Here is a 16,315-nt window from a genome sequence, read left to right on the forward strand (position 1 = left end):
CTAATTCATCGCCATTCGTTTGCCGTCCGGTTCGGGCCAGCTGTCGGGCGCCACATTGAGCAGCCGCAGGGCCCCGGCGCCTATTCTCGAGAACACCGGCGCGGCGACCTCGCCGCCGTAGTATTCCTGTCCCTTGGGGTTGTCCACCATCACCACGATCACAAGTTCCGGGTCGGTGACCGGCGCCACCCCGGCGAATACCGACACGTACTGATGGGCGAGATAACCACCGCTGCCGATCTTGTGGGTGGTGCCGGTCTTGCCGGCAACTCGGTACCCCGGTACCCGCGCGCGGGTACCGGTTCCGCCGGTATTGGTCACGGTTTCCATCATCGCCAGCACATCGTCGGCCACTTGTTCGGGCATCACCCGGGTGGCCGGCGGCAATTCGTCCTGTTTGATCAGCGACACCGGCCGGATCAGCCCGCCGTTGGCGAACGGCAGGTAGGCGTGGGCAAGCTGCAGCGGGGTTACCGAAAGCCCGTAGCCGTAAGACATGGTGGCGCGCTCGACCACCTGTTTCTCCGAGATATACGGCAGGGAACCTGTCTGCTCGCCCGGGAAACCGGTACCCAGCGCCTGCCCGAGACCGACGTTGACCATCAGGTTGCGTACCGCATCGGGGTCCATGCTCAGCGTCAGCTTGGTGACACCGACGTTGCTGGACTTGGTGATGATGCCGGTGAGGTCCAGCTCCTTGTAGTTGCGATGGTCGCGGATGGTATGGCCCTTGACGCGGATATACCCGGGCGAAACGTCGATCGGCGTGTCCGGGCGGTACTGGCCGCTCATCAGCGCCGCGGCAACGGTCAGCGATTTCATCGGCGAACCCGGCTCGAAAACATCGGTCAGGGCCCGGTTGCGCAGGGCGCTGCTGTGCAGCTCGCTGCGATCGTTGGGGTTGTAGGAGGGCTGGTTGACCAGCGCCAGCACCTCACCGGTGTGGGCATCCAGCACCACCGCCGCGGCGCCGTCGGCGCCGTGCACCTGCACCGCAGCTTTCAGTTCACGGTACGCCAGATACTGCAGGCGCAGGTCGATGCTCAGCTGCAGATCCTCACCCGGATTGGGCTCCTCCAGCGAGCGGATATGCTTGATGGTGCGACCGAGCCGGTCCTTGAGCACCAGTTTCTGCCCCGGTTCTCCGCGCAGGCCCTCGTTGTAGGCCAGCTCCATGCCCTCCTGGCCCTCACCGTCGACACTGGTGAAACCCACCAGATGACTGGTGACTTCGGCGGCGGGGTAGTAGCGCTTGTATTCGCGATCGACATGGATGCCGGGAATGCGCAGACGGGTGATCTGCTGCGCCAGCTCCGGCGTCACCTGGCGTTTGAGGTAGAGGAACTGCCGTGAACGGAACTCATTGAGACGGCCGACCAGTTCGCCACGCTCCTGTCCCAGCAGCTTGGCGAGACGGCCGATCGACGGGTGATTGAGGTCGGCCTTGCTGGGGTCGGCCCAGATGGTGGCCACCGGCGCGCTGACCGCCAGCGGTTCGCCGTTGCGGTCTGTGATCTGGCCGCGATGGGCGGGTATCAGGGTCGTGCGCAGGGTCCGGGCATCACCCTGGCTCTGCAGGAAGTCCTGATCCTGGACATAGAGCGTCAACAGCTTGAACAGAATCGCCGACGCGATCAGCGCCAGCAACACGAACAGCAGCACCAGCCGCCAGCTGCGGGCCGCCTGGTTCTCTGTCGCCTCGGCGATGTTCTTTCCTTCAGCGCTCATGCCGCACGATCTCGATCATCCCTGGTTCGGGAACCTGCATGTCCAAACGTTTACTCGCCACCTGCTCGATACGGTTGTTGGCCGCCCAGGCGCTTTCCTCCAGTACCAGCTGGCCCCACTCCACCTGCAGCTCATCCCAGTCCGACACGAGGTTCTGATGCTGGTTGAAAAGCACCCGGTACTGATAGGCGCTGTAGATAACCGCCAGCGCACTGCAGATCACCAGCAGCACCAGGAGGGCCAGCCACAGCCCGGGACGCGCCATCTCGGCAGCACCCAGCAAGGGTTGCGGCCGAGGCTCCGGCGCACCGCCGGCCGCCCGTGCAGGACTCGTGGGACGCCGGGGTATCAGCCGTCGCCAGTCCATGGCGGGGAACTTCACGCTATGCGCTCCGCGACCCGCATCACGGCGCTGCGCGCCCTGGGGTTGGAACTGACTTCCACCGTACCGGCCTTGACCGCCTTGCCCACGGACCTGAGACGCTGCCGCAGCATGTCCTGGGTCACCGGAATCCCCGGCGGCAGGTGTTCGTCGCCCTTGACGTGCTTGCGGATAAACCGCTTGACGATGCGGTCCTCCAGCGAGTGAAAGCTGATCACCACCAGGCGGCCACCTATCGCCAACAGATCCAACGCCTGGTCCAGGCAACGCTCGAGGTCTTCCAGTTCCCGGTTTATATGAATCCGGATAGCCTGAAAGGCACGCGTCGCCGGATGTTTCCCCTTCTCCCAGGCGGGGTTCGCTTCCGCGATAATTCTGGCCAACTGCGCCGTGGTGGTGATCGCCACCTCTTGCCGCGCCGCGACGATGGCACGTGCCATTCGACGGGCGAAGCGTTCTTCGCCGTACGTGAAGATCACGTCGGCAATTTCCTTTTCGCCGGCACTCGCGAGCCACTGCGCCGCGCTCTGGCCGACATCGGGGTTCATCCGCATATCCAGCGGCCCCTCGTTGAGAAAACTGAAGCCGCGGGCCGGATCATCGAGCTGCGGCGAGCTGACGCCAAGATCGAGCAGAATTCCACCGACCTTGCCCTCGAGCCCGCGATCGCGGACAAACGCCGCCATATCGGCAAAGGAACCCCGCTCGATGGAAAAGCGCGGTTCAGCGGCAAAGCGCTCGGTTGCATAGGCGACCGCTTCGGGATCCTTGTCGATGCCCATCAGGCGCCCTTCGGCACCCAGCTGCTCCAGGATCAGCGCACTGTGCCCGCCGCGACCGAAAGTGCCGTCTATATAGAAGGCAGCCGGGTCCTGTACCAGGGCATCTACCGCCTCCTGCAGCAACACGGTGGTATGGCTGAAATCCTCAATCATCTGCGCTGATAGCCTGTTAGCTTCGATTTACAGTGACAGCGTCTGCAGGTCATCCGGCAGCGCATTACCACCCTCTACTTCCTTGAGATACTGCTCGCGGGTCTGATTCCAGTGCGATTCGCTCCAGATCTCGAACTTGCGCCCCTGACCGAGCAGCACCACTTTCTTGTCCAGTTCCGCGTATTCCCGCAGCGGCGCCGGCAGCAGCAAGCGTCCGCTGCCGTCCATCTCGAGGTCCGTGGCGTGACCGATCAGCAGGCGCTGGATACGCCGGGCCGCCGGATTGAAGCTCGGCAGGGCCTCGATCTTGCGCTGTATCTCTTCCCATTCGGGGAGCGGGTAAAGCAGCAGGCAGCGCTCTTCGGTGTCGATCGTGGCCACGAGGTAACCGTCACAGCTCGCCTGGATCTGATCGCGGTAGCGCGCCGGGATCGCCATGCGCCCCTTGGCATCGAGATTGATCGGATTAACGCCCCGGAACATTCGGCGATTTCCTGCGTTCGTTTACGCCACTTTTACCACGTGAGCCCCAAAATTACCCACATTCACCCACTTTATCCCACTGGCGCACACTATAGGAATTAACCACAGGCAATGCAAGGCGGCCAAACCTGCGCCATCCGTGGTTTTGACAGGGTGAATTAGAAATATTGAAGCCGGACCTGGGAGCCAAACTACGGCTTGTGGATAACTGCTGTGAAAATCAGCGAATTAACATAATTCGTTGCGAATCTGGGCGATCCTGGAAGCAGCAAACATGAGGAAATTAAATGGAGGAGCCCGCCTGTAAGCCGGGTTCTGTCGTGGACAGTCATTCATCTACGGTGGCCGTCACCGGACACCTTTAGCAACCTACCCGGACCCGGCGCGGGCCACGCCTTAAGGGTCCCTATTTGGTCTTGCTCCGAGTGGGGTTTACCGTGCCGTGGAATGTTGCCACCCACGCGGTGCGCTCTTACCGCACCCTTTCACCCTTACCGGCATCCGAAGATGCTTAGGCGGTCTGCTCTCTGTTGCACTGGCCGTCGGCTTACGCCGCCCAGACGTTATCTGGCACTCTGCCCTATGGAGCCCGGACTTTCCTCCCCTGCGCGAACGCAGCAGCGACTGCCTGGCGAACTCCTCCGGGCGCGATAATAGCACCTTGCGAGGAACACGCAAGCGAAAACAAGACACGAAACCGATTGCGGGCACTCGCAGCACCACTGGCCTTATCCTGCGCCCGACCCTTCGCCCGCGGAGCGGGCTCCTACGAAAAAGCCACCGCCGCGGGCCAAACGGCCGTAGGAGCCCACTCTGTGGGCGAACCCATGCTGCTACGCCGTACAGCTCCGACGCTGGACTCTTGCAAAAGCTATTCCCGCCGCCCCAGCGCCACCTGATAGAGAGCATTCTTCTTCAGCCCGGTGATCTTCGCCGCCAGCGCCGCGGCCTGCTTCACCGGCAGCTCTTCCAGCAGCAGATCCAGCACCCGCAGCGCCTCGGGATCGAACGCATCGCCCCCTGGCGCCGGCGCGCCCTGCACCAGCACTACAAACTCCCCCTTCTGCTGGTTGGCGTCGCTGCGCACCCACTCGAGCAACTCGCCCAGCGGCCTGCCTTCCACGGTCTCGAAGGTTTTGGTGAGCTCGCGCGCCAGCACCACGAAGCGGTCCGCACCGAAACAGATCAGCATATCCTCGAGCGAGGCAAGAATACGGTGCGGAGACTCGTAAAAAACCAGCGTGCGCGGTTCGCAGGCCAGCGCCTCGAGAACCTGACGGCGCGAACCGGACTTGGCCGGCAAAAAACCCTCGAAGATAAAGCGGTCGGAGGGCAAGCCCGCGACACAAAGCGCAGCGACCAGCGCACTGCAACCCGGCACCGGCAAGACGCGATAGCCCGCCTCCCGGACTGCACGCACCAGAACGAACCCCGGGTCGGAAATCAGCGGCGTGCCGGCGTCGGAAATCAGCGCCAGACTGTCACCCTGGCCCAACAGTTGCAGTATCTTGTCGATACGCTGCCGTTCATTGTGATCATGCACTGAAATCATCGGCGTTTTAATGTTAAAGTGCGCCATCAGACGTGCGCTGTGGCGGGTATCCTCCGCCGCGATCAGCGACACCGACTGCAACACCTCAATGGCGCGGGGCGTCATATCTGCAAGGTTGCCGATCGGTGTCGCGACAACGTACAGAACCGCTTCCGACATTGTAAATCCATCCATCGTTTGGGGTGACAGAGTATATGACGAATCCGCTGCGCCTGTCTCTGGCCGCCGCCCTCACCGCGGCGCTGCTGGCAGGCTGTTCTACACCGTCCTTTATGCGCCCGGCTCCGGTCGCCACGACTAAGGCCGAACAGCAGCAGAACAAGATCGCCGACCTGCTGGACGAAGCCACCCGCGCCCAGCCGATCCGCGCCGCCGAGCTGCGCACCGAAGCGGCCCGCCTGCTGATTCAGCAGAACCGTCGCGACGAGGCCATTCGCATACTCGAACGCATCGACACCGCGTCGCTGCCGCCCATCCTGCGATTCGATATCGCCAAGCTCAAGGCCGGCACGGCGCTGGAGCAGCAGGACAGCCAGCAGGCACTGGCCTATCTGGCGGAGATGCCCAGCAGCGAACCCCTTCCCACAGCCCAGGCCATCGAGCTCGGCGAGCTGCGCGCGCGCGCCTACCAGCAACAGCACGACACCCTGGGCGAACTGCGGGAACTGATACAGGTGTCGCAGCTGCAGCAGGACCGGCAGGCGCTGCACGAACGCATCTGGGCACTGCTCAACGACATTCCCACGCCCGGCCTCGCCGAGCTGGTCCGCGATCACCGCGGCTCCTATTACGAGCAGGGCTGGTACGAACTGGCGTACGATTTGCGCACCAGCACGGACCTTGCGCAGCAGTACAACGCGCTCAACGACTGGCAGCTGCTGTGGCAATCGCACCCGGCGATGCTGCAACCGCCGGCTGCCGTGTCCGCGCTGCTGAGCTCCAGCCTCGCTCCGGCCGGCCGTATCGGTCTGCTGCTGCCGCAGAGCGGCCCCCTGGCCCGGGCCGCCGGCGCCATCAGCGATGGTTTTATGGCCGCCTACTTCGAAGCCCAGCGTGACGGCATGCCGGTGCCGGAGCTGCAGCTGCTCGACTCGACACTGATCAATACACCGGAGCAGCTGATCGACGTCACCCGCACCATGCAGCTGGACATGATCATCGGGCCGCTGGACAAGGACTTCGTCACCGCCATCGCGCGCAGCCCCTCGCTGCCGGTACCGGTCATGGCACTGAACAACACCGACGGCCTCACGCCGCGCCACTTTTACCAGCTGGGCCTCGCCGCCGAAGACGAAGCCAAGGCCGCGGCGCTGCGAGCCTGGCAGGACGGGCGTCGCAACATGCTGATGATGATTCCCGAAACCGAGTGGGGCACCCGCGTCGGCCAGGCCTTCCTGCGCCAGTTCGAGTATCTCGGCGGCCATATCGTCGGCGCCGTCAGCTTTGCCGAGCAGAGCGATCTTGCGCCCAAGGTCGCCGCGCTGCTGAACACTGACAGCAGCGCGGCCCGCGCCGAACGCGTGCAGCAGGTCATCGGCAACAATGTCGAATTCGAGAAGCAGCCGCGCGGCGATGCCGACGGCCTCTTCCTCAGCGCCATGCCGGTCGACGCCCGCCAGATCAAGCCGCTGCTGGATTACAACTACGCCCAGGATCTGCCGGTCTACGCCACCTCGCACATCTACAGCGGCAGCCCCAACAGCATCAGCGACATCGACCTCAACAACGTGCAGTTCTGCGACCTGCCCTGGGTACTGGGCCCGCCCAGCACCCTGAAGCTGAGCCTGAGCCAGGAGCGCGACGACACCGATACGCGCTTTGGCCGCCTCTATGCACTCGGCGTCGACGCCTACCGCCTGCATCCGTATCTGGATCAGCTGGAAGCCAGCCCGATGGCACGCATCAGCGGCGAAACCGGTGAGCTGTACCTCGAGGACGGCAGCCGGATCGGTCGTGAGCTGCCCTGGGCCCAGTTCAGGAACGGCGTGCCCCAACTGCTGTCGCCCACCAGCTACTGATGGACCGGCAAGCCAGCGGGCGGGCGGCCGAAGACAGAGCCCTGCAATGGCTGCTGCAGCAGGGACTGCGCCTGATCGAACGCAATTACCGCTGCCGCCTCGGCGAGATCGACCTGATCATGGAGGACCGGGACTGCCTGGTCTTCGTCGAGGTGCGCAAGCGCGGCCATGGCAGCCGGGTCAGCGCCGAAGCTTCGGTCGACGCCCGCAAACAGCAAAAGCTGATCCATGCCGCCAACCTTTACCTGAGCCGATATCCGCGGCGGGCCAGCCAGCCCTGCCGCTTCGACCTGATAGCCCTGGCATCGGATTCGGAGCGCGCGACCCCGCTATGGTATAAAGACGCCTTTAGACCCTGAGACCGGAAAAACCGCTGAATGGAACTTGAAGACCGCATTGTCAGCCAGTTTCACAGCTCGATGGACATCAACGCCCATACCATCGAGCACTACACCCCGATGATCGCCCACGCCGGCGAGCTGCTGCTGCACTGCCTCGTCAACGAGAACAAGATTCTCTGTGTCGGCAACGGCGGCTCTGCCGCGCTGGCGCAGCATTTCAGCGCCCTGCTGCTCAATCGCTACCGCCACGAGCGCCCGGGGCTGCCGGCAATCGCCCTTTCCGCCGACAGCGCCACCCTCACCGCTATCAGCGAAGACAGCAGCTTCAGCGACATCTATTCCAAGCAGATCCGCGCCCTGGGGCAGCCCGGCGACGTACTGCTGGTGATATCGACCCACGGCCGCGCCAACAACCTGGTGCAGGCGATACAGGCCGCCCACGACCGGGAAATGATGGTGATCGCGCTGACCGGCTACGATGGCGGCAATACCACGGCACTTTTACGCCCCGACGAAATCGAAATCTGCGTTCCGGCAGATGACGACGTCCTGATACACGACGCCCACCTGCTGGTACTGCACTGCCTGTGCGACCTGATCGACTACCAACTCTTTGGAGCCTGAAGTAAATGAGTAAACGCGTTGCCGCCGCCGTGCTGGGATCCCTGGTCCTGTTGTCCGGCTGCTCGAGCCTGATCAGCGCCACCCGCGACGAGCCCATCCAGGAAGACCGGGGCGAGCGCACCCTCGGCAATTACCTCGAGGACGAGGTCATCGAAACCAAAACCCTGGTCAACCTCAGCAAGGGCTCGCAGGCGCTGAGCCAGGCCCACGTCAGCGTCACCAGCTACAACGGCCTGGTGCTGCTGACCGGCCAGGTGCCGAGCGATGCCACCCGTGCCGAAGCCGAAAAAATTGCCAGCCAGATCCGCGAGGTACGCAAGGTACACAACGAACTCCAGATCGCCGGCCCGACCTCGGCCATCGTCCGCACCAACGACGCTTATCTCACCAGCCGGGTCAAGCTGAAGCTCTACGCAGAGAAAAACCTCGAAGGCGGCCGCATCAAGGTGGTCACCGAGAACGGCACCGTATTCCTGATGGGACTGGTCAGCAAAAACGAAGCCGACGTCGCGGTCAAGATCACGCGCCAGATCACCGGGGTGCAGAAGATCGTGAAGGTGTTCGAATACATTTGACGGGGCTTCGCCCCATCAAATGTTAGCCAAAGCCCAAAAGCCAATAGTGGCGCGCGCGGAGGGTGGGCGACGGCGCGAATCCCGCAGGTGTTTACGGTTTGTACCGAAAAATACCGCGCCGTAACCGCCAAGGATGGCGGAAATCCAGAAAACGCAGGAGCGGTTTTTTGGGAACCCGCAATATCGATCGCATTACAGATCGATTGGTCGCAGATGGCAGAGAAGTGTTGGGTTACACGGCTTCGCCGCTAGACCCAACCTACTTGACCACCTTCAGCTTCGGACGACCGCCGCCCTTGGGCGGCTCCGGCGGCTCCGGACCTTCACCACCCTCGCCTTCGACCGGTTCGCCGAGCGGCTGTAGACGCTCATAGGCATCCGCACCGGGCTCCATACCAAAGCCCATGCCCATGCCGTTTTCCCGCGCATAGATCGCCAGCAGCGCCGCATAGGGCACCCGCACCTGCATCGGCACGCCACCGAAACGCGCACCAAAACCTATCTCGTCGCCATCCATCATCAGATTACGGACGGCGGACGGCGTGACATTGAGCACGATCTGACCATCCTGAACGAACTGAGTCGGCACCACCACACCGGGCGCCTGAGCATCCACCAGCAGATGGGGCGTACAGTCGTTGTCGAGGATCCATTCATAAAGAGCCCGTGCGATATAAGGGCGACTCGGATTCATTGGTTTCTCCAATCAGAGTGACGCGTGACAGGTGACGGGTTACGCGCAACTTGTAACCCGTAACCCGTCACCATAAATACAAAAAGGGACGGAGTCTCCCCCATCCCTCGGTATCAAACAGTCTTGCCGGCGACGTTTCAGTCGCGCATTTCGCGCTCGGCTTCGGAGAGACTCTCCTGGAAGGCATCGCGCTCGAAGATGCGTTTCATGTAGCGCAGCAACGCCTTGCACTGCGCTTCCGGCAGCTCGATGCCCATCACCGGCAGACGCCACAGCAACGGCGCCAGGCAGCAGTCGACAAGCGAGAACTCTTCACTCATGAAGAATTCCTTGTCGGTAAAGATCGGCGAAATGGCGACCAGGCTGTCCCGCAGCTCCTTGCGGCAGCGCTCGATCTCGGCGTCGTCCGCCTTGCCGGCCAGAATGGTATCCGCCAGCACGCACCAGTCGCGCTGAATTCGGTACATGTAAAGCCGGCTTTCGGCGCGGGCCACCGGGTAAACCGGCAACAGCGGAGGATGCGGAAAACGCTCGTCGAGGTATTCCATCATCACATTCGGCTCATACAGAACCAGCTCACGATCCAGCAGGGTCGGCAGGCTGTTGTATGGGTTCAGTGACGACAGATCCTCCGGCAGATCATTTTCGGTGCAGTCGACGATATCGACCGCGACCCCTTTTTCGGCCAGCACGATACGCACGCGGTGGCTGTAATGGTCTTCGCCATTGGAAAAGAAGGTCATGGAAGAACGCTTTGCCACAACTCCCATCGGATAATCCCCGTCAGTCTAAAAAAAAAATGGTCGCGACCCGATCCTTCGGGCCGCGATCCTGACACTCGGACCGAAAAGGCCTTAGTGCACGTCTTTCCAGTATTCCTTCTTCAGCGCGTAGGCGAATACGAAGAAGATAGCCAGGAAGATCAGCACCTTGGTTCCCAGACGCTCGGATTCGAGACGGTACGGCTCGCCCATGTAAGTCAGGAAGTTGGTCAGATCGTAGATGGTCTGATCGAACTCTTCCTCGCTCAGCTTGCCGGTGCCGTCAACCACCGTCAGGCACTCGGACATGCGCGCGCCGGTCAGCGGGTCGATTTCGGCATCGCCGTGGTGCAGCAACTCTTCCGGGGTACAGTTATTGATCTGCACACCCTGCAGGTCCTCCAGCACGTTGGGCATGCCCACGTCCTTGAATACCACGTTGTTTACACCCCAGGGGCGTGCCGGGTCCTGGTAGAAGCTTCGCAGGTAGGTGTAGATCCAGTCCGGTCCACGCAGGCGCGCTTCCAGCGACAGATCCGGCGGAGGATTGCCGAACCAGTTCGCTGCATCGTCCTTGCTCATGGCGTTGTGCATCTGCTCACCGACCTTCTGATCGCCGAAGATCATGTACTCCTGCACCAGCTCAGGCGGCAGACCAATATCGTTGGCGGCACGCTCGTAGCGCTGATAGTCGGCGGAGTGGCAGCCGAGACAGCGGTTGACGAAGGTCGCCATACCACGCTGCAGCGACGGCTTGTTTTCCAGGTCCACCTCGATGTGGTCCAGCGGCGCACCGCCGCCGGCAGCCATGGCCGTCACCGGCAACACGGCCATGAACAATGCAATCAGATACTTTTTCATCAGCCTGTAACCCTCTGCGGAACCGGTTTAGTGCTCTCCATCCTGGTGTAGATCGGCATCAGCAGGAAGTACGCGAAGTACAGCGCGGTGCAGATCTGAGCAACCAGCGTGCGGGTCGGAGTCGACGCCACGACACCCAGATAACCGAGGATGACGAAGCTGACCGCGAATACCGCCAGCATGACCTTGCTCGCCAGACCCTTGTAGCGCAGCGACTTGACCGGGCTACGGTCGAGCCAGGGCAGCACGAACAGAATCGCAATCGCGGCTCCCATCACGACGACACCCGGGAACTGGGAGCCGGCGATCGGCGGAATGGCGCGCAACATGGCGTAGAACGGCGTGAAGTACCAGACCGGCGCGATATGCTCGGGTGTCTTCAGCGGGTTGGCCGGCTCGAAGTTCGGCGCCTCGATGAAGTAACCGCCGCCTTCAGGGAAGAAGAACACCACAATGCTGAAGACGAACAGGAAGACCACGACACCGACGATATCCTTGACGGTGTAGTAAGGATGGAACGGAATACCGTCGACCGGCACACCGTTGGCATCCTTGTTCTTCTTGATCTCGATGCCGTCCGGGTTGTTGGAGCCGACTTCGTGCAGCGCGATGATGTGCAGCACAACCAGCGCCAGCAGCACGATCGGCAGCGCGATCACGTGCAGCGAGAAGAAACGGTTCAGGGTAATGCCGGAGATCAGGTAGTCGCCGCGGATCCACAGCGCCAGATCTTCACCGACCACAGGCACCGCGGAGAACAGCGATACGATTACCTGGGCACCCCAGTAGGACATCTGCCCCCAGGGCAGCAGGTAGCCGAAGAAGGCCTCGGCCATCAGCGCCAGATAGATGGTCATGCCGAAGATCCACACCAGCTCGCGCGGCTTGCGGTAGGAACCGTACATCATGCCGCGGAACATATGCAGATAAACCACCACGAAGAACGCAGAGGCACCGGTGGAATGCATGTAGCGCAATAGCCAACCGTACTCGACGTCGCGCATGATGTATTCCACGGAGGCGAAGGCGCCTTCCGCGGAAGGGTTATAGCTCATGGTCAGCCAGATGCCGGTCAGGATCTGGTTAACCAGCACCAGCAGCGCCAGGGAGCCGAAGAAATACCAGAAGTTGAAGTTTTTCGGCGCGTAGTACTTGGACAGATGGTCTTCCCACATCTGGGTCGCCGGAAAACGATCGTCGATCCAGCGCATCAGCCCGCTTTCGGCCTTGCTCTTGTTCGGGTTAGCCATTATGCAGTCTCCTGATCCAGGCCAACGACGATGACGTTGTCGTTTTCATAAAAATGCGGCGGAATCACCAGATTGGACGGGGCCGGCGAGCCCTTCAGCACGCGACCGGACAGGTCGAAGCGGGAGCCGTGACAGGGGCAGTAGAAACCACCGACCCATTCAGGCCCGAGATCGTCCGGCGCCACTTCCGGACGGTAGGTGGGCGAGCAGCCCAGGTGCGTGCAAATGCCGACCAGCACGACGATATCCGGGCGCAGGGAACGGTTGGCGTCGTGCGGGATGTAGTCCGGCTGCTGCGGCATTTCGGAGTTCGGATCGGAAAGACGATCGGAAATCTTGGCCAGGTTTTCCAGTGTCTCTTCACCACGCTTGATAATCCAGACCGGCTTGCCGCGCCATTTGACGACCGCCTGCTGACCCGGCTCAAGCTTGCTGACATCGGCCCGCACGGGCGCGCCTGCAGTACGCGCCTTGGCACTGGGCTGCCAGGATGCCACGAACGGAACGGCCACCCCGACCGCACCGACCGCCCCGACCGCAGAGGTCGCGCCGATCAGCAGTCGACGCCGCCCCTTGTTCACGCCGTCATTGCTCATTAAGTTTCTCTCCCCTCATTCGGCCCGCCATCCTGCGCTTTGTTGTGCCACGCAAGTTTTTGGGCCGCTCAATAAAAAACCGCCAAACCACGGATTTTCAAAATGGCACAAATGGTAATGAAAATACCCTTTTCTTACAAGGACATTAGCCCATTTCGAAAGGAACCTTGACCCAGGTCGTATATATAAAAAAACGCCCGAACCGCAAGGGTTCGGGCGTTTCTTCGCAAGCACCGTTCCGACCTCGGCCGGACAGGTATTAACGCTTGGAGAACTGCGGACGCTTACGCGCCTTGCGCAGACCGACTTTCTTACGCTCGACCATACGGGCGTCGCGGGTCACGAAACCAGCCTGACGCAGAGTCGGGCGCAGAGTCTCGTCGTACTCCATCAGCGCACGGGTGATACCGTGGCGGATAGCGCCGGCCTGACCGAAACCGCCACCACCGGCGACAGTAACGTAGACATCGAACTTCTCGACAGTGTCGGTCAGTTCCAGCGGCTGCTTGACGATCATGCGCGCAGTTTCGCGACCGAAGTATTCTTCGATGCTGCGGTTGTTGATCTTGATCGCACCAGTACCCGGGCGCAGGAAGACACGGGCAGTGGAGGTTTTACGACGACCGGTACCGTAATACTGAGTAGTGGACATAGTCTGCCTTCCCCTTAGATGTTCAGTTCTTTCGGCTGCTGAGCCTGATGCGGATGTTCGGTGCCAGCGTAGACTTTCAGCTTGCTGTGCATGGCACGACCCAGCGGACCTTTCGGCAGCATGCCCTTGACCGCGATCTCGATCACCCGCTCCGGGTGAGAGTCGATCATTTTCTGGAAGGAAGCTTCGCGCAGACCGCCCGGATAACCGGTGTGACGGTAGTACATCTTGTCAGTGCGCTTGGTGCCGGTCACGCCAACTTTTTCGGCGTTGACAACAACGATGTAATCACCGGTGTCGACGTGCGGGGTGTATTCCGGCTTATGCTTGCCACGCAGACGACGGGCAATTTCGGTAGCCAGACGACCCAGGGTCTTGCCCTCGGCATCGATAACGTACCAGTCGCGTTTTACTTCGGCTGGCTTAGCGACAAAAGTTTTCATCTGTAAATAGCCTTCAATTAACTCAGCTCTCGCCACGATCCATGGACCGCCGCCGAACTGACTTATAATTCTTGGTTGCCCCGGACCAGGCCGGCACAACGATCAGACCCCCTGAAAAAGGGAGGCGCGCATTATAGGCGAGTTGCGAGCCGAAAGCGAGGGACATTCGGCAACTTTTTTGCGACTGCAAGGCCGCACCATTTAGGTGACGGGTGACGGGTGACGGGTGACGGGTGACGGGTGACGGGTGACGGGTGACGGGTAGGGTGCCGGTAAGCGAAGCGCACCGCACCATCTGTCTCGGTGCGCATCGCTGCGCTCAGCAGCACCCTACCCATTCACCATTTACGCTCTATGTTCTCTGGCCAGATACTCGTGCGACTGCATTTCCAGCAGACGGCTCTGGGTACGCTGAATCTCGAACTCCAGCCGCCCTTCAGTATAGATTTCATGGATTGGCACCGCCGCGGACAGGATCAGCTTGACGCCGCTATCGTAGAATTCATCGACCATGTTGATGAAACGCCGCGCCGCGTCGTCATTGTTGCGGCCAAGCTGCGGCACGTTCGATACCAGCACCGCATGGTAGAGTTTGGCCAGCTCGATATAGTCGTTCTGCGAGCGCGGCCCCAGACAGATATCGGAGAAGTCGAACCAGACCACGTCCTCGCAGCAGCGCCGGCTGCGGATACCGCGCCCGTTCACGTCCAGCACCTCGCCCTCGACGACCTCGTCGAGATCCGGCGCCAGCGCCTCGAAACTGGCATTCAGGCTTTCATCGGCGTGCGCATCCAGCGGACAGTGATAAAGCTCCGCCTGCTCCAGCGCCCGCAACCGGTAGTCCACGCCGCTGTCGACGTTGACCACCTCGGTATAGCGGTTGAGCAGGTCGATAGCCGGCAGGAATCGCGCGCGCTGCAGCCCGTCCTTGTAAAGACCGTCCGGCACTATGTTGGACGTCGCCACCAGCGTAACGCCGTTGGCGAACAACTGTTCCAGCAGCCCGCCCAGTATCATGGCGTCGGTGATATCGGAGACAAAGAATTCATCGAAGCAGATCACCCGCGTCTCGGCGGCGTAGCGGCGCCCGATCTCTTCGAGCGGGTTCTTGGTCCCGGCCAGCGACTTGAGATCCTGATGCACGCGCTGCATAAAACGGTGAAAGTGGGTACGCGTCTTCTGCTCGAACGGCAGACAGTCGTAGAAGGTATCCATCAGGTAGGTCTTCCCCCGCCCGACGCCACCCCAGAAATAGAGGCCCATCAGCGGCTCCTTCGGCTGCTTTTTCCAGCCTCCGGCCAGTCTTTGCATCAGCCCGCGCCTGGGCTCCACAGGAACCGCGACCAGATCGTCAAAAAGGCGCTGCAGGTGCTTGACCGCCATTTCCTGGGCCGGGTCGTAGGAAAAATCATCCCTTTCGAGATCTTTCTTGTACCGCTCCAACGGCGTCATGAATACCCTCACCCTGTCGTTCAAAATTCGTGCGCGCACTTTACCCAGCACGAATGAAAGCTTCAAGCGACAGCCGCCGCTCCGTGAACCACCACCTTCACCACAGCATTCGCCGTGGGGCGCCACTCCTGCTCCTTCTTCGCTATAATGGGGCAGCCCCCGCCTATTGCGTCTGGAGTAGTTGAATGAAAAGGACTTTTTGTACCGTCCTGTTGTGCGCCCTGAGCCTGCCGGCAATGGCCGAAGAAGTGAAAAACGCTCAAGCCGTGAAAGACGGCATCTATGCCGCCTGCTTTCGCATGAACATCGAGGCCAAGAACACCTACAAGCGCATCGTCGCCAATGACAAGCGCAGCCTGACCGTCAGCGAAGAGCACCGCAATGGCCAACTCAGCGTCAACGAAGCCCTCAGCGAAGCCGAACAGATTCTCAAGCAGCAACGCGTCGCCTACGACCATCTGGCCAATGTGCTGACCGCCACAGACCGTCTCGGCTGCCCGGACACCGCAGAGCAACTCGGCGAGGTGGAAATGCAGTGATACAACCACAGTCTGCAGGTGCCCGGTCCCCGGGCGAAAACCCATCCAGCCACTTTCAACCACTCGCCCACGGAGTGGGCTCCTACATTCCTGAAGCTCTGTAAATATTTGTTTTCAAAAACGCTTGACTTCAAAAGCTCCAGGCGTAAAATTTGCGCCCAGTTCAGCACGGATTGTTTTGCAACAGCCGGCTGAACACTGGTTCGGGGTGTAGCTCAGCCTGGTAGAGCACTGTCTTCGGGAGGCAGGGGTCGTAGGTTCAAATCCTGTCACCCCGACCAACAATTTTCCCGCTTCATCGACTGCCCAGCAGTCGCGGCCCCAAGTGGCCAAAGGTTTCAGATACGTCGGGGTGTAGCTCAGCCTGGTAGAGCACTGTCTTCGGGAGGCAGGGGTCGTAGGTTCAAATCCTGTCACCCCGACCAATTC

18 protein-coding genes, 2 tRNA genes and 1 other RNA gene are annotated in these 16,315 nt (G+C 61.3%); 7 read left to right on the forward strand and 14 right to left on the reverse strand.

All coding sequences use genetic code 11. From position 1 onward, the window contains the following. The 6 genes from IEX85_RS12110 to rsmI form a co-directional block, all read right to left on the reverse strand. On the reverse strand, window positions 1–1,728 hold the full coding sequence (locus tag IEX85_RS12110; RefSeq protein ID WP_188860851.1) for a peptidoglycan D,D-transpeptidase FtsI family protein: 1,728 nt from the start codon (window positions 1,726–1,728) through the stop codon (window positions 1–3). Next, window positions 1,718–2,110, reverse strand: coding sequence for a cell division protein FtsL (gene ftsL, locus IEX85_RS12115; protein WP_229721893.1), 393 nt, complete (start codon window positions 2,108–2,110; stop codon window positions 1,718–1,720). Before ftsL ends, IEX85_RS12110 begins: the two co-directional genes overlap by 11 nt. Next, a complete protein-coding gene (gene rsmH / locus IEX85_RS12120; protein WP_188860852.1) occupies window positions 2,107–3,045 on the reverse strand; it encodes a 16S rRNA (cytosine(1402)-N(4))-methyltransferase RsmH in 939 nt (312 codons plus the stop codon). Before rsmH ends, ftsL begins: the two co-directional genes overlap by 4 nt. 27 nt (window positions 3,046–3,072) lie before the next feature. Next, window positions 3,073–3,528 carry a division/cell wall cluster transcriptional repressor MraZ gene (mraZ, locus tag IEX85_RS12125; protein ID WP_188860853.1) on the reverse strand — a complete coding sequence of 152 codons (456 nt, stop codon included), beginning with the start codon at window positions 3,526–3,528 and terminating at the stop codon, window positions 3,073–3,075. A 288-nt stretch (window positions 3,529–3,816) separates the two neighbouring features. Then, window positions 3,817–4,168, reverse strand: an RNA gene (gene rnpB, locus IEX85_RS12130) — RNase P RNA component class A. 231 nt (window positions 4,169–4,399) lie between these two features. Further along, on the reverse strand, window positions 4,400–5,239 hold the full coding sequence (gene rsmI, locus IEX85_RS12135) for a 16S rRNA (cytidine(1402)-2'-O)-methyltransferase (protein WP_188860854.1): 840 nt from the start codon (window positions 5,237–5,239) through the stop codon (window positions 4,400–4,402). Between the two features lie 35 nt (window positions 5,240–5,274). Here rsmI and IEX85_RS12140 point away from each other — a divergent pair, with 35 nt between their 5' ends. From IEX85_RS12140 to IEX85_RS12155, 4 genes are read left to right on the forward strand one after another with little or no spacing between them, the layout of a single operon-like run. Next, on the forward strand, window positions 5,275–7,098 hold the full coding sequence (locus IEX85_RS12140) for a penicillin-binding protein activator (RefSeq protein WP_188860855.1): 1,824 nt from the start codon (window positions 5,275–5,277) through the stop codon (window positions 7,096–7,098). Beyond that, window positions 7,098–7,457 carry a YraN family protein gene (locus tag IEX85_RS12145; protein ID WP_229721894.1) on the forward strand — a complete coding sequence of 120 codons (360 nt, stop codon included), beginning with the start codon at window positions 7,098–7,100 and terminating at the stop codon, window positions 7,455–7,457. The genes IEX85_RS12140 and IEX85_RS12145 overlap by 1 nt, the downstream gene beginning before the upstream one ends. Window positions 7,458–7,475: 18 nt before the next feature. Then, window positions 7,476–8,063, forward strand: coding sequence for an SIS domain-containing protein (locus IEX85_RS12150; RefSeq protein ID WP_188860856.1), 588 nt, complete (start codon window positions 7,476–7,478; stop codon window positions 8,061–8,063). 5 nt (window positions 8,064–8,068) lie between these two features. Next, window positions 8,069–8,638 (forward strand): BON domain-containing protein, encoded by a 570-nt coding sequence (locus IEX85_RS12155; RefSeq protein ID WP_188860857.1) that lies wholly within the window; start codon window positions 8,069–8,071, stop codon window positions 8,636–8,638. Window positions 8,639–8,897: 259 nt separating this feature from the next. Here the strand turns inward: IEX85_RS12155 and IEX85_RS12160 are convergent, their stop codons facing one another. The 8 genes from IEX85_RS12160 to zapE all read right to left on the reverse strand — a co-directional run bounded on the left by IEX85_RS12160 (window position 8,898) and on the right by zapE (window position 15,347). Next, window positions 8,898–9,332 (reverse strand): ClpXP protease specificity-enhancing factor, encoded by a 435-nt coding sequence (locus IEX85_RS12160; protein ID WP_188860858.1) that lies wholly within the window; start codon window positions 9,330–9,332, stop codon window positions 8,898–8,900. Between the two features lie 137 nt (window positions 9,333–9,469). After that, complete coding sequence (gene sspA / locus IEX85_RS12165) at window positions 9,470–10,102, reverse strand: stringent starvation protein SspA (RefSeq protein WP_188860859.1); 633 nt, start codon at window positions 10,100–10,102, stop codon at window positions 9,470–9,472. An 84-nt stretch (window positions 10,103–10,186) separates the two neighbouring features. Then, window positions 10,187–10,954: a cytochrome c1 gene (locus IEX85_RS12170; RefSeq protein ID WP_188860860.1), complete on the reverse strand. Its 768-nt coding sequence runs from the start codon at window positions 10,952–10,954 to the stop codon at window positions 10,187–10,189. Further along, window positions 10,954–12,204: a cytochrome b gene (locus tag IEX85_RS12175; RefSeq protein WP_188860861.1), complete on the reverse strand. Its 1,251-nt coding sequence runs from the start codon at window positions 12,202–12,204 to the stop codon at window positions 10,954–10,956. Before IEX85_RS12175 ends, IEX85_RS12170 begins: the two co-directional genes overlap by 1 nt. Then, the gene (petA, locus tag IEX85_RS12180) at window positions 12,204–12,800 is read right to left on the reverse strand and encodes a ubiquinol-cytochrome c reductase iron-sulfur subunit (protein ID WP_188860862.1); all 597 of its coding nucleotides are present in this window, start codon (window positions 12,798–12,800) and stop codon (window positions 12,204–12,206) included. Before petA ends, IEX85_RS12175 begins: the two co-directional genes overlap by 1 nt. Before the next feature lie 259 nt (window positions 12,801–13,059). Then, window positions 13,060–13,452: a 30S ribosomal protein S9 gene (gene rpsI / locus IEX85_RS12185; protein ID WP_188860863.1), complete on the reverse strand. Its 393-nt coding sequence runs from the start codon at window positions 13,450–13,452 to the stop codon at window positions 13,060–13,062. A 14-nt stretch (window positions 13,453–13,466) separates the two neighbouring features. Then, window positions 13,467–13,895, reverse strand: coding sequence for a 50S ribosomal protein L13 (gene rplM / locus IEX85_RS12190; protein ID WP_188860864.1), 429 nt, complete (start codon window positions 13,893–13,895; stop codon window positions 13,467–13,469). A 345-nt stretch (window positions 13,896–14,240) separates the two neighbouring features. Then, the gene (gene zapE / locus IEX85_RS12195) at window positions 14,241–15,347 is read right to left on the reverse strand and encodes a cell division protein ZapE (RefSeq protein WP_188860865.1); all 1,107 of its coding nucleotides are present in this window, start codon (window positions 15,345–15,347) and stop codon (window positions 14,241–14,243) included. Between the two features lie 185 nt (window positions 15,348–15,532). Between zapE and IEX85_RS12200 the strand changes: the two genes are divergently transcribed. The 3 genes from IEX85_RS12200 to IEX85_RS12210 all read left to right on the forward strand — a co-directional run bounded on the left by IEX85_RS12200 (window position 15,533) and on the right by IEX85_RS12210 (window position 16,311). Continuing rightward, entirely contained in the window at window positions 15,533–15,886 is a 354-nt protein-coding gene (locus IEX85_RS12200; protein ID WP_188860866.1) for a hypothetical protein, read from the forward strand. A 204-nt stretch (window positions 15,887–16,090) separates the two neighbouring features. Next, window positions 16,091–16,167 (forward strand) — tRNA-Pro (locus tag IEX85_RS12205). 67 nt (window positions 16,168–16,234) lie between these two features. Continuing rightward, window positions 16,235–16,311 (forward strand) — tRNA-Pro (locus IEX85_RS12210). Window positions 16,312–16,315 lie beyond the last annotated feature (4 nt).

Origin of the sequence: Marinobacterium nitratireducens, assembly GCF_014645375.1 — a bacterium.
Lineage (GTDB): Bacteria > Pseudomonadota > Gammaproteobacteria > Pseudomonadales > Balneatricaceae > Marinobacterium_A > Marinobacterium_A nitratireducens.